Origin of the sequence: Mesorhizobium sp. M1217 (assembly GCF_040318275.1) — a bacterium.
Classification (GTDB): Bacteria; Pseudomonadota; Alphaproteobacteria; order Rhizobiales; family Rhizobiaceae; genus Mesorhizobium.
Genome location: NZ_JAMYMA010000035.1, coordinates 18359 through 33370, shown reverse-complemented (window position 1 = coordinate 33370; position 15012 = coordinate 18359). Strand labels below are relative to the sequence as shown.

Sequence of the window (15012 nt, the reverse complement as noted above, 5' to 3'; positions counted from 1 at the left end):
TCGGGCTGAAGGGCACGATGAGCGAGGCCGAACTGCACATCCTGAAGTCGCGGCTGCAAGGCGGCATTCTCAACAAGGCGCGCCGCGGCGAGCTCGAGATGCCGTTGCCGATCGGGTTGGTCTATACCCCTGACGCGCGGGTCGTGCTCGATCCCGACCGACAGATCCAGGACACGGTGCGGCTCCTGTTCGATACCTTCCGCGAGACCGGCTCGGCCTGCGCCGTCGTGCGCCGCCTGCGGGGCGAGAAGATCCTCTTTCCCCGGCGTATCCGCCGCGGCATCGGCAAGGGCGACGTCCTGTGGAGCGACATCGACCATTCCTGCGTGCTCCAGATTCTGCACAACCCGCGTTATGCCGGCGCGTTTGCCTATGGGCGCACGCGCACAGCCTACAATGCCAAGCTCAAATCCGTGCAACTGCGCGTGGCGAGATCCGATTGGCAGGTGCTTATACCCGAAGCCCACGAGGGCTACATTTCCTGGGCCGAGTACGAGCGCAATCAGACAGCCCTGGAACAGAACGCCACTGGCTTTTCACCCGGCCTGCGCGGACGCATGCCCCGCCAGGGCAGCGGTCTGTTGCAGGGGCGGCTGTTGTGCGGCCGCTGCCGGTGCACGCATGCGGGTTCACTACGAGCCGTTCGAGGGGCGCCTGCGCCCGTATTATGTCTGCAACGAAGCGGTCGTGCGACACGCCGGCAAGCACTGCCAATGGGTGCGCGGCGCTCCGGTCGACGAGGCGGTGAGCGCGCTCCTGTTGGAGGCGATGGCGCCGGCAGCGATCGATGTCGCGCTCGCCGTGCAGCAGGAGATCACCCAGCGCGTGGAGCAGGCCGCGGCGCTGCGCGGCACGCAGCTGCAACGCGCCCGGTATGAGGCTGAACTAGCCCGCCGGCGCTACCTGAAGGTCGATCCCGACAATCGCCTGGTCGCCGACGCGCTGGAAGCCGACTGGAACGCACGGCTGCGCGACCTCGACGCGCTCCAGCGCGAGCACGAGCGCCAGAACGAGGCCGACCGCTCGCTGCTGGACGAGCCAGCACAGAAGCGCATCAGGGCGCTGGCCGCCGATTTCCCGCGCATCTGGAACGACGAGCGCGCCGGTGCCGTCGAACGCAAGCGCATGCTCGGCCTTCTCATTGAAGACGTGACGCTGCTCGTCGACGAGCAGGTCAACATCCATATCCGCTGGCGCGGCGGTCGCACGCAGAGCCTGTCGGTGACCAGACCCGGCCCATGTCAGTGATACGCAAGATGCCGGCACAGGTCGTGGCGTTGATGAATGAGCTGCTGGAGACCGCCAACGACCAGCAGATCGCCGCCCGCCTCAATGAACTCGGGCATCGCAACTGGCGCGGCGAACCCTTCACGCTGAAGAAGGTCATGCTCGTGCGCCGCACCTATGGATTGAAGAGCCGGTACGAACGGCTGCGGGAGAGCGGTATGCTCACCGGCGAGGAAGTAGCCCAGCAGCTCGGCGTGTGCGCCTCGACTGTTCACCAACTCGGGCGAAAGGGCATTCTCAAGCGCCATCGATACGCCACCAACCATCGACACCTGTACGAACCGCCGGCAACGTCAGACTCGAAAAAGGCACCGGCAGTCGATATGGTGGTCGTCCGCCCAGATTAATTGTCGCTCAACAACTCCAACAGGGTGCATTGTGATGCCTGCTCCTTATCCTTCGGTCGGTTCGGTCGCGCCGGCAGAACGCCGACACCGTAGTGCGAAGCCATCATGCCGAAGCTGCGATGATCTCGGGGTCGTAGAAGCTCGACCGATTCACGCCAGACTTCAGAATGTCGGAACAATTAGGCGCGGGACGCCGCCAAAAAAGCGGAACATGCGCACATGCGAGCCAATCCAGTCCGGCAGGGTCTGGCTCCAGGTCGCCTCGGCGAAGGTGTAGCTCGACGCGCCGAGCACCCCGAGAAAGATCTCGGCCTCGCGGATCTCCCCGGTCTTGCGGTCCGCGATCGGCAGCTTCTTGCCGGAATAGTCATACGAACACCTTGTCTCCGGCGACATGCACCTGGCGCATCGTTGGCGTCAGCCGCCGCTCGAAGCCTCTAAAGAGATCACAAAAACGGCTGTACGCGCAGCCTTCAGGATGAACCGCCCGATACTCCTCCCACAGGATCGACAGCGTCACGCCCGGCTTCTTCAGTTCGACGGCCAGCGCCCCCCAGTCAGGCTCGGTGCGTCGGCGTATCCCTTGTTTGACGCCCTGAGGGAGAAGAGCCGATGTTCGAGAACATCGTCCGTCAGCTCCGCCGGCAACGGCCAGGAAAGGCCGGCGGCGGCCAGGAAAGGCCGGCGGCGGTGTCTCAATCGTCTATCAGGCAGGTCCGGCGTTAGTCTCCGAGCTCAAGCGCCACACGCTTGGCGCCGACTATAGGCGCTTGGATGCAATCGGCGCCTGCATGTCAGTTTCGAGAAACTCTCAGCCGCTGCAGGTGAATTGAGACTCAGGGGCATTGAATCTCACGACAGTGGTCGCGAGAGGTCGACGCAATCTTAAAACTGCTTCGAGCGGCACTGATTGCACGCTACGCAAATGATAACGGCGGCAGTTAGCGCCCCTGGAAGTGGGCAGGACGTTTGTCCAGGAAGGCTCCGACCGCTTCAACATGGTCCTGTGTATTGTGGCACATGCCCTGAAACACCGCGCAGAGATCGAGAAAATCAGGCAGGTCCAATCGCCGCGCTGCCTTCAGAAGCCGTTTTGCGAGTCGAAGTGCCTGAGGAGGTTTTCCTGAAATGCTTGCAGCAAGCTGCAGTGCTCGCGACTGCAATTCGGGCGCTGCCGCGATCTCAAGTACGATCCCCAGTCGTAGAGCCTCCTCGGCGCGCACCAGACGCCCAGTGAAGATCAGCTCCGCCGCCCTTTGAGGACCGAGCAGATCCTGCAGGAGCCAGGCACCGCCATCTCCCGGTACGATGCCAAGATTGATGAACGTGGAGCCGAATACCGCGTCCTCAGCCGCAACCCGGATGTCGCACATGGTCGCCAGATCGAAACCAGCCCCGATTGCCGCGCCATTGACCGCAGAAATGACGGGGACCTCGAGCCGGTGCATGGCAAGCGCAATTCGTTGGATGCCGCGGCGATAGCGTTCCTGCACCTCAAAGGCGTCACCAGCGAAGCTTCCTTTACGGTCCCGCATGTCCTTTACATTGCCGCCGGCGGAAAATGCCTTGCCAGCTCCCGTCAAAACCAATACCGAGACGGCCGCCCCACCATTGATCCAGTCGACGGTCCGCACGATATCGTCGATCAGGGCCGTCCCGGTCAGTTCGTTGCGGACGTCGTCGCGGTCAAGCACGAGCATAGCGACGCGGTCGCTAACCTCAAGTTTCGAGTCTATGAGTTTCGGCAGATCGGTCATGCTTCAATCCCTTGCTTCTCTACTGACCGCGTTGTGGAGGACGCGGTGATAAGGATGCGAACATCCAAGACGGCAAGACCGTCGGGATAGGCATGGATGGGATTGAGGTCGAGTTCGTCGATTTCCGGGAAGGCTTCAACCAAATCCGAGATACTCACCATGAAACCTGCAAGCGCGTCTCGATCAACGGGCGCTCCCCCGCGCACGCCATCGAGAATCGCTTGCGCCTTAATTTCGCCCAACATCGTGAAGGCATCGTTTCGTGAGATCGGAAGCGCGCGGAACACCACATCCCTAAGAACTTCGACGAGGACTCCGCCCAGTCCGAACATCATGATGGGACCGTACGTGGCATCGCGCACGACGCCGACGATGACCTCGACGCCTCCCTTGGCTGCCATCGGAGTGATGAGGACGCCTGCAATGTTTGCATTGGTTACCGCAGCCTTTGCATTGGCGACAATCTCAAGGAAGCCACTGCGCACCGATGCGACGTCGAGAACGTTAAGACGGACGCCGCCCGCCTCCGTCTTGTGCAGGATATCGCGAGATACGATTTTCAATGCCACCGGCTGTGCGCCGAGACGGAGAAAAGCCTCTTCGGCCTCCTTTTCATCGAGAGCCAGCAAAGCCGGAGCGAGGTCCAGGCCGAAATCGTGCAGGCTCACTCGCCCCTCATGCTCCAAAACTACGCGCCTGCCCTCAGCCCTACAGCGCGCAAGAACCTGCTCGAATTCTCCGCCGTTCCCTGCTCGTTTTGGCCGCGACGCTGAAAAGGCGCCGCCCACCTCACCGTATTCCGCCAGAGCCTGCATGCACAGCACGGCCGTTTCCAGAGAGCTGTGCACGGGGATGCCGGCTCGCCGCATCTCCAGGAGTGGTAACGGCCGCTGATCTGCCTGAAGCGCACTGTACAGGCTGTGAACGACCACGGGCTTGCCTAGCCGTCGCGGCATTGCGCCGATGAGGTTCGTGGCATCGATTTCTGCGGCGAGCAGGTCTTCTGAGAAACGGACCGCGTAGCCGCCGTAGAGACCGGATATCAGAAGTCCATCCACCATCGAATCCTGCAACAGAATCTCGGCGCAAGCAGCGAACACCGACGGATCCGTGTCCGTGCCTCCGCCAACGTCGACTGGATTGGCAACCGATGCGGCCGGAGGGAGCACCGTCGCAAGCCGCCGCCGCGTGTCTTCGCTCAAGGGAGCGAGCACCAACCCGCGCTCGCACAATGCGTCGGCAGCAATTGTCGCGTGGCCTCCACCATCCGCTAGGATGGCGAGGCGGCGCGAACGCAGGGGGGGCAGCAGCGATAGCGCCTCCGCGATCGGCAGGATCTCATCGGACCGATGTGCAAGGATTGCGCCGGCTTGCCTCAGCACGCCCTCGCTGACCCCATATTCGCCAGCCAAAGCGCCGGTATGAGACTTCGCGGAATCGCGTCCGGCACAAGTCCGACCCGATTTGTAGATGACAACTGGTTTCTCTGGCGAGATACGCCTCAAGGCCTTTAAAAAGCGGCGGCCGTCTTTTAGTCCTTCAACGTAGGCGATCACCACGTTGGTGTTGGGATCGGCCGCAAAGTAGTCGAGGTACTCATCGAAGAGGATATCTACCTCGTTACCTACGCCCACATAAGTGCTCAAACCTACATGCCCGTTGGCTTGAGCTTCCGTGACGAGCGACAGAGCCATGTTGCCGGATTGAGACAAAAGGCCGATGCTACCCTTCCGCAAGTCCGAAAAGCCGACGAGATTGCAGGCTTTGTGAGTATTGAACATGCCCGAGGTGTTTGGCCCGATGATCCTCACCCCGCCAGCGCGCGCAGCGGCTAGCACTGCATCCTGGAGCTGCTTGCCGCCGTCTCCAGCCTCTCCAAAGCCACCCGCCAGAACCACTGCACCCCGCACTCCTTTTGCGGCGCATTCGGTGATGACTGAAGCAACCGTCGCCGCGGGAGTGCAGACCAGCGCAAGGTCGACGGGCCCCGGCAGGCTGCCCAGATCGGGCAGACACCTAATGCCGCAGATTTCACTTTCCTTCGGATTAATCGGATAGATTGCTCCCGAATAGCCGTCATCCAGGAGTTTCCTTAGCGACCGATATCCGCGCTTGGCCGGATTCTTGGATGCGCCGATGATCGCGATGGAGTTTGGGGATAGAATGTCGATCAGTTCGTTCGACGACATCATCATTCTCCCCGGAAGACCGGCAAACGCTTCTCGGCGAAGGCGTCGACACCTTCCTGCCAATCCCGCGTTGTCGAACAAAACATCATGCCCTCAAGCTCGGCGGCAAGCGCAGCTTCGAACGGGCCGTCAGCGGCGGACGCCAACTGCTCTTTCGCAAGCTGCATTGAGAATGGCGCCTTTTTTGATAGTTCGCTTGCCAGGGTGCGTATTCGTTCAGCGAACTCCTCGTCGGGGATACAGTTTGAGGCCAGCCCGATCCGGACCGCTTCCCCTCCATCGATCTGCCGGCCCAGGAAGAGCAGCTCACGCGCCTTTGCAAGGCCAACAAGTCGCGGAAGGATGTGTGTGACCCCGCCGCCCAGGAATGCGCCAAGGCCGATTTCGGGAAATCCGATCCGCGCCGAGGCGGCCATGACCATAAAATCGCAAGCGAGAGCCATCTCGGCACCGGCGCCAAGCGCAAAGCCGTTCACGGCGGCAATGACCGGCTTCGGGTGTGAGACCAGACGTCTACATACCTTTTGTTCGCTCATCAGATATTGTCGTCTATCGAAGGCCGTGCGACCGGCCTTGTGTTCCTTCAAATCGGCGCCAACACAAAACGCCCGCCCTTCTCCGGTCAGGACAATGACGCGCACGTTTTTGTCTCTTTCAGCCTGATCGAGAGCTACCAGGACTTCGTCGTATAATTTCTGGACCACTGCGTTCAGGCGGTGCGGACGATTTAGACGAATCTCGGCGATACTGTCCTGGATTTCGTAGGCAACCGTTTCAAACATCATGTCCTTCCTATAACCCCGCTGATGGGATGGTAATTGCGGGCAGGATAACAGAGGCGATTTGATTTGCAACATTTGTTTCAGGATTGAACCTGTGCGCTGCATGGATCATATTGGATCGCGAGAGGGGGCAAGACACCGGCGGGGAGCTGCGTGCCACGGGGTGAGCTCCTACCGAATCCGTGTCGCCTGCGTTTCATCGCGTCAACAGGTGGTTTGCCGCGAGCAGACCCCAGAACTTCGACTTTGAAGAAGAAACAGGGGGCTCAGGGCAGTGAGAAGCAGCCTGGTCCAGAAATGTAACATATGTTGCGCCGGCTATGACGCTGCGCTAGGTAGGGGCATGGCTGACGGACCTCTTTCGGAGCGATTGATCACCGGTTTCGACGCAATGTCGGAGCAGTTCCAATTGGCGGCGCGCTATATTATCGACCAACCACATGACGTCGCGCTGTTGTCGATGCGGGACCAGGCGCGTCTGGCCGGGGTCCAGCCGGCTACCATGACGCGACTGGCCAAGCATCTTGGCCTCACAGGTTACGACGAGCTTCGCGAAATCTATGCTGACGCCGTTCGCAGCGGCGACGTCGGATTCGCCGGAAAGGCCGATGTACAAGCGATCGCTCAAAAACGTAAAGGCGATCATGGCCTTGCGCGCGAAATTCTCCGGGCTCAAGCGGCCGAGATTGTCCATCTGGCCGAGTCTCAACTTGACGCGATAGTATCAACAGCAAGACGCCTTGCAGCTGCCAAGTGCATCTATTGCGTCGGATTGAGGTCGAGCCACGCAACTGCTTGGCATCTGCACTATATTCTTTCGATGATCAGGGAAAAGTCGGTTATGCTCGATGCGGTCGGCGGCACCGGTTCGGACGCATTGGCCCGTGCCTCCCGCAACGACGTGCTCTTCGCGACAAGCGTGTTCCCCTACACGCGCGTCACGGTCGAAATCGCTGAGTATGCGCATCGGCATGGCATTCCGATCGTCGCGATCACCGACAGCGAGGTTGCCCCGCTGGCCCGAGTGGCCGACGATGTCATTCTAGTCCAGACGAAGAGTCCGTCGTTTTTCCACACGATGACTCCGGCGTTCGCGGTCGCTGAGGTGCTGGGCGCGCTGATCGCCGGGCAGGGTGCGGACGCCGCGCGTGAGTCCCTACTCTGGTTTGATGCTCATCTTGCGGATTTCAGCACCCACTTGAGATCGAGAACCTGGACTAAAAAAGCCCGCTCGTCTCGTTCGACCTCTCCTACAAAGAAAATAGATGGCAAGGGACGCAAAGCGATGCCAGCCGTGCCAGAGCGTTCCTCGAGCGAGACCACGGCCGAGAAGCCGTTGCCGGCGTCGAAGTAGTACTGGTCGACCGTCAGCGGATTCGTTCAGGCCTGAAACCTTAAATCGCCGCACGCTTTAGAAGATTCCGTCGGAGCCATCGTCGGCTCCACCGGTCGGGCACCGTGCTCCACAACAGTGCCGGCTTGGGGGCCTCGCCCTGACCCATTCCTAATTGGCCGAGCTGGCTGCGCTCAAGCGCAAAGGAACCCCACCACCACGTAGTTCAGTGGCATCAGGGGCCGGTATGAAACATTTGACTCATTTTCATAGACGTGCATCAATTGACGCGTCGGAGCTGGTGGAGAATCGGGACCGCGGATGCACCGCTGCTTCGACAATTGTGGAGAACGTAATGAGATTTGAAACCATCCTGTACGAATCGAATGAGCCTTTCTCGCCCGCGTCGCCCGAAAGCGTGGGCATGTCGCCGCTACCCCTTAGGCATGCCGTCGAGACTGCTCATGCATGGGTGGACGAGGGCCGTATCATTGGCGCGGTCATGCTGGTGATCCGGGGGAATCGAATCGTGTTGCACGAGCCGATCGGCTGGAGTGACCGAGAGCGCCAGATCCCAATGAAAACTGACACGATCTTTATGATGCGCTCAATGACGAAGCCGCTCGTCGGCACGGCCGTCCTGATGTTGAAGGAGGAGGGGCGGCTGACCCTCCAGGACAGGGTGTCCGCATATCTCCCGGCTTTTGATAATGAGCGTTCGCGCGACATTACGATCTATCAGCTTCTCACTCACAGCTCTGGAATTACCGGCTCGATCGTTGAGAGTATCGGGACCACGCAGTACGCTTCACTGCGGGAGGCGGTTGACGAGGTCGGACGGAAAGGGCCTGAACATCCCCCGGGCACGCGGTACGAATACAGCGATCCGGGCTCGAGCACTCTTGGCGCCATAACCGCCGAGGTCTCGGGAATGCCTGCCGAAAACTTTATCAAGACGAGAATTTTGGAGCCGCTTCGAATGGGCGACTCTTTTTTAGACTTCAAGCTCCAGCCGAACGATCCACGTGCAGGGCGTGTGGCCGCCAGCTACCGCAGGCAGAACGGCGAGAGTGGCCCCTGGGCAAAGTCCTGGGATAACATGCAACCGGAGGAAGTCCCGTTTTTCCGCGCTTCCGGCGGCCTTTTCGCGTCGGCGATCGACTACGCGAAGTTCTTGTCCATGATGCTGCACGGTGGGCGCTTCGGCGATCGCCGCCTGCTGTCGGAGGAGACCATCAGACTTGCGACGAGCCCAAGCCCCGTGTCCAAAGAGTACGGTCTCCAGTGGGAGGTTTTCGGCGATCACGTTTTTGGGCACGGGGGGTTCCAAGGCACTTTATCCTGGGTTGATAGGGCGCATGACCTGATTGGCCTCTACTTGACGCAGTCGCAACAGACGGGGAACGCAACGCCCCCGGAGTTCAAGAAGCTTGTGGAGAGCGCAATCGTGAAATAGGCGACTTGATCCGGGGTTCCCACGACAAGCGTGCAACGAGACTACTCAAAGAGCGAGATGAAGACGTAGGCGATGCCATCCACCGATAATGTGCGTGGGCTTGAGTGCCGGGGCGCATTCATTGCCGAGCCGTTGGCGCTGACCGCACGACAATTCGGACGGGCGCATCGATTACTGCTCATCATACGATGCCCGAAGCCATTTCGTCATCCGCGTCGATGGGCCACTGCACCATCCTTGGCACCGTCGTTCCGGATTTGATTAGCTTGTAGCGGAATTGGGACTCCCAGGACCTACGCCACCCCAGGCGGAGTCTGATAGGCAAGATGGGTCTTGCAATCGGTGCCGGGTGTTGGCGTGTCGACGGCACATACGGCACACCTATTGGTGTCGGCGGCGGATTGGGGCCGCATGGTGTATGCTTTAGGTCTGACCGGGAGTGGAACTGACCACGCCCGGTGGTTAGTCGTTAAAGCGGGAGCAGTACTCCGCCGGTGGAGATCTCAAGCCTTCTGGAAGATCAGATCCGTGTTGAAGCCTTGCTGACGGCTTGCCTTCGCGCGATCAAGTGCCGCCTCACCAGCAGACCGCGCACTTCATCGAGCACGAGGCGTACAATGCCGGAAACCACCTTTGATCCCGTCGAGGCCGGCCAAGCCGACCCGGCTGATGGTCGGTCTGCATTACCTCAAGCACGTCCACGACCTGTCCGACGAAGAAGTTGTGGAACGTTGGGTTGAGAGCCCGTATTGGCAATTTTTCTAGGGCTTCGAGTTCGGGCGGGTCGCTATGCGCATGCCCGGCAGTTCCGCCGGATGCGTCGCGAACTCAAGCGCCTTCTCACCTATCTCGGCCGGGTGTTCCTCGAAGTCGGCCGCAAGATCGTCGGCAATGCCGAACTCGAGGCCAGATTTGCCCAGTTGCTCGGGCTCGTCGAGCGGCTCTTGGCGCAGAAGCCGAAGGACAGGAACAAGATCTACTCCCTGCACCCGCCCGAGGTGGTCTGCATCTCGAAGGGCAAAGCCCGCAACCCTTACGAATTCGGCTGCAAGGTCGGGATCGCGGCAAACCAACCGCGAAGGCCTCGTGCTGGCGGCCAAGCCATTCGAGGACAATCCGTATGATGGCCACACGCTCGCAGCAACCGTTGATCAGGCGGTGGAGATCGGCGGCGTCGATCCGGACCGCATCTACGCGGCCGACTGGACCGCAACTTCCTCTTCGGCCATGATGGCGATGCGATCAATGTGCTGCTCGTCGCCGCAGGCCAAAATGTGCGCCTGATCCTCACGGTTCTCGCTCTTTGGCTTGCTGGTGCCTGCAAGCACTCCAGCCTAGAACGGCCAAATCGGATGCTTCCACCATCTTCACGCGTTCAGAATATCAACGCCTAAGCCATTATTCAGGGCCGACTAATAAGTCGCAGCCTCTATCGCCCCGTTCCCGCTCTCGGGATCACCTTTCGGTGCTCTCGAGCTCGGTCGTGGTGTGAAGGGAAAAACGTCGCCGTGCCAGATATCCCCCTCTCGCCCGAACAGCCTCTTCATGAACCCGTAGAACCAGGCAGCCTGCGCCGCATCGTGCCGATACATCAGAATCTGCTGTTCCTCCCGGGTCTGCGTGCCGGGCCTACCGTAGCGCGTCGATGACTCGTCCTGCCAACGGCGGAATTCCTCGATGGTGACTTCCGGATGGGACTGCACCGCGTAGGCATTACGACCATAGCGGAAGGCCTGATTCTTAAAGGCAGAGCTTGAGGCGAGATGCGTGGCGCCGGCAGGCAGCGAGAAGGTGTGGGAATGGGCCTCGCATACCGTCAGCGGTGCGGCCAAGGAGTAATCAGCTTCCCCGGTCGGCCTGCCGAGCGGCAGTTTTACGATCTGTCGGGTTTGGCACACTCGAAGCAAATGGACGCGCACTCGGAAAAGATCGCGACTGGTATAAACGGTGAATATATCAGAGGCTGCCCTGGGCTTGTAATAATCACATGTCGCCCAAATGAAACACATTGCATTGTGGCAAAATAATATAATGAAACCAGAATGTTAGCTTCCGCCTTCTTAAAGGGGAGGTGCTCGTGAATGCTCGGAACAATGCTGCACGGGCCGCGCACGTCGAACTGTGGCCCATAGACTGGAAGGGAAGACGGAGTTTGACGTCCTTAACCGCTCAGAATAATCGATGGCTTCTCGATCGAATAAACCGGGAGCGATAGAGATAGCTATGTCAAGCGTATTCCACAGAGTTCCGAAGCGCAGCATGCCAACCGCTGTGCGGGGCGAAGGTATGTACATCATCGACAAGGACGGTAATCGGTACCTTGATAGCTATGCAGGTGGAGCGAGCGTGTCCAATCTGGGGCATAGCCACCTAGAGATAATCAAGGCCATCCAAGACCAAGTGGGTCAGATGGCATTTTTCCATGGCGGTATGTTCACTTCGGAGCCTCTCGAAGAACTGGCTTCAATACTGATATCGGATGCACCCAGCGGTCTTACGCGTGCTTTCTTTTCTAATAGCGGTTCGGAGGCTGTCGAAACGGCGCTTATGATGTGCAGGCAGTATTTCATGGAGACCGGCCAACCAAATCGAACTAAAGTTATTGGTCGGCGCAACAGCTATCACGGCGCGGGTCTCACCGGCCTCGGTGTTGGTTATAGCGTCGCACGCCGTGCTCCTTTTGAAGACATTCTTCCCGAAGTTTTCCACATTTCCCCTTGCTATGAATATCGCGGTCGATACGAAGGCGAGACTTCCGAGCAATATGGCCTGCGTGTAGCCAACGAGCTGGAACAAGCGATATTGGGTCTGGGAGCAGGAACTGTCATGGCCTTCATCGCAGAAACGGTCGTAGGCACAACATCAGGACCAACTCCGCCGGTTCCCGGCTACTTCAGACGCATCCGCGAGATTTGCGACAAGTACGGCGTATTCCTCATCATGGACGAGGTTCTATGCGGGCTTGGTCGAACAGGAAGTCTCCATGCATGTGAACAAGAAGGGGTTGCGCCGGATTTTCTCACTTTGGCAAAAGGGATCGCGGGTGGATATCAGCCCCTCGCTGCAACTTTGATCCATCAGAAGGTTTACGACGCGATTGTCGGAGGCTCTGGGTCATTCAAAGGAGGGTACACGTATTCGGGACACGCGACCGCGTGTGCTGCCGCAGTCGCCGCACAAAAATTCATACGGGCGCCCGGGTTTATCGAAGGTGTGAAGAAAACAGGAGCTCATCTGGGCTCGCTGCTTCAGAAAAGGTTTGGTCAGCATTCCAGCGTCGGAGATATTCGCGGACGTGGATTGATGATGACGCTGGAGCTCGTCGAGGACCGCGAGACAAAAGCCCCATTCTCCCCTTCGCGTAATCTTGGAGCGAAAATTTATGAAGAGGCGCTTTCGCGAGGCCTGATAACATATGCTTTGACCGGCACGGTTGACGGGCGTGTGGGCGATCACGTCATTATTTGTCCGCCACTCATAGCGAGCGATGAAGACGTGGAGACCATCGTGGCCGTCCTGGGCGACACGATCGATGCTGTACTAGACGCCTAGTCGAAAAAGGCGCTTTCCGCGCCCCAGCTCAACTGGGAGAGGACGAGTGCTAATTCATTCTTTTGGCTCTGTCGCCTCTCTTTGGCGATACCCAGTAAGCTCACTGGCCGGCCAACGTGTGCAAGAATTGAAATTAGGATCTTCCGGGGCTGACGGGGATCGGCTGTTCGGGCTTTACGAGACCGAGACTGGAGATCCGATTTCTCCTTCGGCGAAAGGAGCCTCTTTAACGCCTCCTATGCTTTTCGCACAGCTCGACACTCGAACAGAACTTTCTTTGTCACTCGACGGCAGAGAATGGTTTCGCGCCGATAGCCCCAACCTCCAAGCTTTATTAGCAGATCTATTCGGCAGGTCTGTTAGTATTGTAAGATACGGAACTGACATTCAGGGGCGTTTAGCCCAATCCCGCTATAAGATGAATCCCATACACCTCGTGAGTGTACAAGCGATCGAACGCCTTCAGCGAATCTTGCCGGAGAGTCAAATCGACATTCGTCGATTTCGTCCGAACATCGTCTTAGACATGCCGACGTTTGATGATTATGAACTACCCGAATATGCGCTGCTTGGACAGGAATTCAAAATCGGCGATGCAGTATTCAAGGGGTCTGATAAGTGCGGACGTTGCAGTTTCACGACGTTCGAACTACCTGGAATACCGGCAGATCGCCGAGTGTTAAGAACATTAATGTCGGATTTTGAGAAACATTTCGGAATATACTGTAACGTTGTAAGCGATGGCTCCGCGTACGTTGGAGCGGGCGTGACTCCCCAGTACAGCCTTAGTAGTGCATCTTCGATTGTAGTAATCGGCGCCGATGGGCAAATCGACGTTTTCGGGGATGAAAAGTACCCTCCTTACGAACGCCCACCCTTGTCGAAGAATTTCTTGGTGGACGATACAGATGAGGTCAAGCTTACGCAGGTACTTTCTCCTCATGATTCAAACGAGCTTGATGTAAATTTGCATGTTGACCAGCCCGTCTTACACATCGATCGTACAAGAAAAACAGTGGAGTTGCTCGGCAATAAAGAAATTCCCTATGATAAGCTGGTTATAGCGACGGGTGGCACTGCAAGAAAGCTACTCCTGACGAACAGAGGGTTTGGGCGTGTCCATTCCGTTCGCACCGCGGAAGATGCTCGAAATCTCCGTCGCGCGATGAGCGCCTCTAAAAGTATCTTCATTGTCGGAGCGGGTTGGCTCGGATTGGAAATCGCAGCCACAGCGCGCGCTACCTCGATAGATGTCACCCTCTTTGGGCGACAGCCATACCTTTGTTCACGAGTCCTGCCGAAGGTAGTCGCCGAGTACCTCGCTCAACAGCATTTGTCTCACGGCGTCAAACTGCGGCTTGGCGAAGTGCCGAGCTTCACGGAGATGCACGACAGGGTCGAAGCTAGAGGCGAACAGTCAGTTGACTCGGCCGACTTGCTGGTCGTTGCCATTGGAATGGATGCGAATGATCATCTCGCGAGGCGAGCGGGCCTTCAGTGTGCTGATGGTATTATAACCGATTACAACGGCGCTACTGATGATCCATCAGTCTTTGCGATTGGCGATGTTTCTCGCCAAAACCTGGCGTCTCCAGAAAGTGGTGTCAGAATAGAAAGCTGGCAGAATGCGATCGATCAATCGCGTCGAGCCGCGCGCGCTATGATGGGGATGGCTCCCGAACAAAGTGGTCGCCCTCGATTCTGGTCAGATCAGTACAATCTGACCCTTCAGATTGTCGGCTTCCCTAAAGCCTATTCGGAGCCTCAAAGTGAAAGTATGCACCCGTTCCCGTTTTGGCAGTTCGCCAATTTCGCAATTGGGGTGAACCGGCCTCGTGAGATCCATCAGTATGCATCGACATTCTATCAGCGCTCCCAACTCACTGAAACCGTAGATGATATAGCGGACGACAAGACAAGATATTCGGTCACAAACAAGCACTGGGTGGGAAAAGTCGGCTTAGTGCTGGAAGGCCAGATGGTACGAATTCCGATGAACGAAACAGGCCACCTAGCGCTGATCTTTCTGGAACAAAAATACTATGCAATTCAAGATCAATGTCCCCATGCAACAGCTTCACTTTCGGAAGGGTTTCTAGAGGGGCGGCGCGTCGTTTGCCCGATTCACTTTGCTGAATTTGATTTCGTTACGGGAGCGCCGTTTAACGCACCCAAAGGGTGCGGGAAGGCGACAACATATCGAGTGGAAGTCGAGAGGGATGACCTTTACGTTCACGTTCCCTTATCCCAGCTGAGTTTCTCTGAAAGAAACGACCGCTGATGAGCGGTAGGTTCCTTCACTCTCCTGA

General features: G+C 58.2%; 13 protein-coding genes and 2 pseudogenes. 8 read left to right on the top strand and 7 right to left on the bottom strand.

Annotation, left to right across the window (positions count from 1 at the left end):
* Positions 1-320, bottom strand: a 320-nt coding sequence (locus NKH37_RS33035) for a hypothetical protein (RefSeq protein ID WP_353042457.1), incomplete at its 3' end; no start/stop codon positions are given.
* On the opposite strand from NKH37_RS33035, the pseudogene NKH37_RS33030 reads away from it, so the two are divergent.
* The 3 genes and pseudogenes from NKH37_RS33030 to NKH37_RS33020 form a co-directional block, all read left to right on the top strand.
* Positions 228-464, top strand: a pseudogene (locus NKH37_RS33030) (recombinase family protein); the annotation flags it as partial. The gene NKH37_RS33035 and the pseudogene NKH37_RS33030 sit on opposite strands and share 93 nt — an antisense overlap.
* 157 nt (positions 465-621) lie before the next feature.
* The gene (locus NKH37_RS33025; RefSeq protein ID WP_353042455.1) at positions 622-1248 is read left to right on the top strand and encodes a transposase; all 627 of its coding nucleotides are present in this window, start codon (positions 622-624) and stop codon (positions 1246-1248) included.
* 8 nt (positions 1249-1256) lie between these two features.
* Positions 1257-1634: a MerR family transcriptional regulator gene (locus NKH37_RS33020; RefSeq protein ID WP_353042450.1), complete on the top strand. Its 378-nt coding sequence runs from the start codon at positions 1257-1259 to the stop codon at positions 1632-1634.
* Between the two features lie 162 nt (positions 1635-1796).
* On the opposite strand, the gene NKH37_RS33015 is transcribed toward NKH37_RS33020, so the two are convergent.
* The 5 genes from NKH37_RS33015 to NKH37_RS32995 all read right to left on the bottom strand — a co-directional run bounded on the left by NKH37_RS33015 (position 1797) and on the right by NKH37_RS32995 (position 6362).
* Positions 1797-2030: a hypothetical protein gene (locus NKH37_RS33015; RefSeq protein WP_352813691.1), complete on the bottom strand. Its 234-nt coding sequence runs from the start codon at positions 2028-2030 to the stop codon at positions 1797-1799.
* Complete coding sequence (locus NKH37_RS33010; protein ID WP_352813693.1) at positions 2002-2154, bottom strand: hypothetical protein; 153 nt, start codon at positions 2152-2154, stop codon at positions 2002-2004. The genes NKH37_RS33015 and NKH37_RS33010 overlap by 29 nt, the downstream gene beginning before the upstream one ends.
* 421 nt (positions 2155-2575) lie before the next feature.
* On the bottom strand, positions 2576-3391 hold the full coding sequence (locus NKH37_RS33005) for an enoyl-CoA hydratase-related protein (RefSeq protein WP_353042447.1): 816 nt from the start codon (positions 3389-3391) through the stop codon (positions 2576-2578).
* Entirely contained in the window at positions 3388-5580 is a 2193-nt protein-coding gene (locus NKH37_RS33000; RefSeq protein WP_353042445.1) for an acetate--CoA ligase family protein, read from the bottom strand. Before NKH37_RS33000 ends, NKH37_RS33005 begins: the two co-directional genes overlap by 4 nt.
* A gap of 2 nt (positions 5581-5582) precedes the next feature.
* Positions 5583-6362, bottom strand: coding sequence for an enoyl-CoA hydratase/isomerase family protein (locus NKH37_RS32995; RefSeq protein ID WP_353042443.1), 780 nt, complete (start codon positions 6360-6362; stop codon positions 5583-5585).
* A gap of 343 nt (positions 6363-6705) precedes the next feature.
* Here NKH37_RS32995 and NKH37_RS32990 point away from each other — a divergent pair, with 343 nt between their 5' ends.
* The 3 genes and pseudogenes from NKH37_RS32990 to NKH37_RS32980 all read left to right on the top strand — a co-directional run.
* Entirely contained in the window at positions 6706-7716 is a 1011-nt protein-coding gene (locus tag NKH37_RS32990; protein WP_353042441.1) for a MurR/RpiR family transcriptional regulator, read from the top strand.
* Positions 7717-8050: 334 nt separating this feature from the next.
* Positions 8051-9151: a serine hydrolase domain-containing protein gene (locus tag NKH37_RS32985; RefSeq protein ID WP_352813702.1), complete on the top strand. Its 1101-nt coding sequence runs from the start codon at positions 8051-8053 to the stop codon at positions 9149-9151.
* Positions 9152-9796: 645 nt separating this feature from the next.
* A pseudogene (locus tag NKH37_RS32980) lies at positions 9797-10464 on the top strand (transposase); the annotation flags it as partial.
* A gap of 99 nt (positions 10465-10563) precedes the next feature.
* Here the strand turns inward: NKH37_RS32980 and NKH37_RS32975 are convergent.
* A complete protein-coding gene (locus NKH37_RS32975; RefSeq protein ID WP_353042439.1) occupies positions 10564-10983 on the bottom strand; it encodes a type 1 glutamine amidotransferase family protein in 420 nt (139 codons plus the stop codon).
* A gap of 391 nt (positions 10984-11374) precedes the next feature.
* Between NKH37_RS32975 and NKH37_RS32970 the strand changes: the two genes are divergently transcribed.
* Both NKH37_RS32970 and NKH37_RS32965 read left to right on the top strand, forming a co-directional pair.
* Positions 11375-12703, top strand: a complete 1329-nt coding sequence (locus NKH37_RS32970; RefSeq protein WP_352813703.1) for an aspartate aminotransferase family protein — start codon at positions 11375-11377, stop codon at positions 12701-12703.
* Positions 12704-12749: 46 nt separating this feature from the next.
* On the top strand, positions 12750-14984 hold the full coding sequence (locus NKH37_RS32965; RefSeq protein ID WP_353042435.1) for an FAD-dependent oxidoreductase: 2235 nt from the start codon (positions 12750-12752) through the stop codon (positions 14982-14984).
* The last annotated feature ends 28 nt before the right edge of the window (positions 14985-15012 follow it).

What these genes read in the sequence shown, in the direction of transcription:
- NKH37_RS33020 (WP_353042450.1), top strand. Translation starts at nt 1,257, where the DNA reads ATGCCGGCACAGGTCGTGGCGTTGATGAATGAGCTGCTGGAGACCGCC.
- NKH37_RS33005 (WP_353042447.1), bottom strand. Translation starts at nt 3,391, where the DNA reads ATGACCGATCTGCCGAAACTCATAGACTCGAAACTTGAGGTTAGCGAC.
- NKH37_RS33015 (WP_352813691.1), bottom strand. Translation starts at nt 2,030, where the DNA reads ATGTCGCCGGAGACAAGGTGTTCGTATGACTATTCCGGCAAGAAGCTG.
- NKH37_RS33025 (WP_353042455.1), top strand. Translation starts at nt 622, where the DNA reads ATGCGGGTTCACTACGAGCCGTTCGAGGGGCGCCTGCGCCCGTATTAT.
- NKH37_RS32970 (WP_352813703.1), top strand. Translation starts at nt 11,375, where the DNA reads ATGTCAAGCGTATTCCACAGAGTTCCGAAGCGCAGCATGCCAACCGCT.
- NKH37_RS32985 (WP_352813702.1), top strand. Translation starts at nt 8,051, where the DNA reads ATGAGATTTGAAACCATCCTGTACGAATCGAATGAGCCTTTCTCGCCC.
- NKH37_RS33000 (WP_353042445.1), bottom strand. Translation starts at nt 5,580, where the DNA reads ATGTCGTCGAACGAACTGATCGACATTCTATCCCCAAACTCCATCGCG.
- NKH37_RS32990 (WP_353042441.1), top strand. Translation starts at nt 6,706, where the DNA reads ATGGCTGACGGACCTCTTTCGGAGCGATTGATCACCGGTTTCGACGCA.
- NKH37_RS32995 (WP_353042443.1), bottom strand. Translation starts at nt 6,362, where the DNA reads ATGTTTGAAACGGTTGCCTACGAAATCCAGGACAGTATCGCCGAGATT.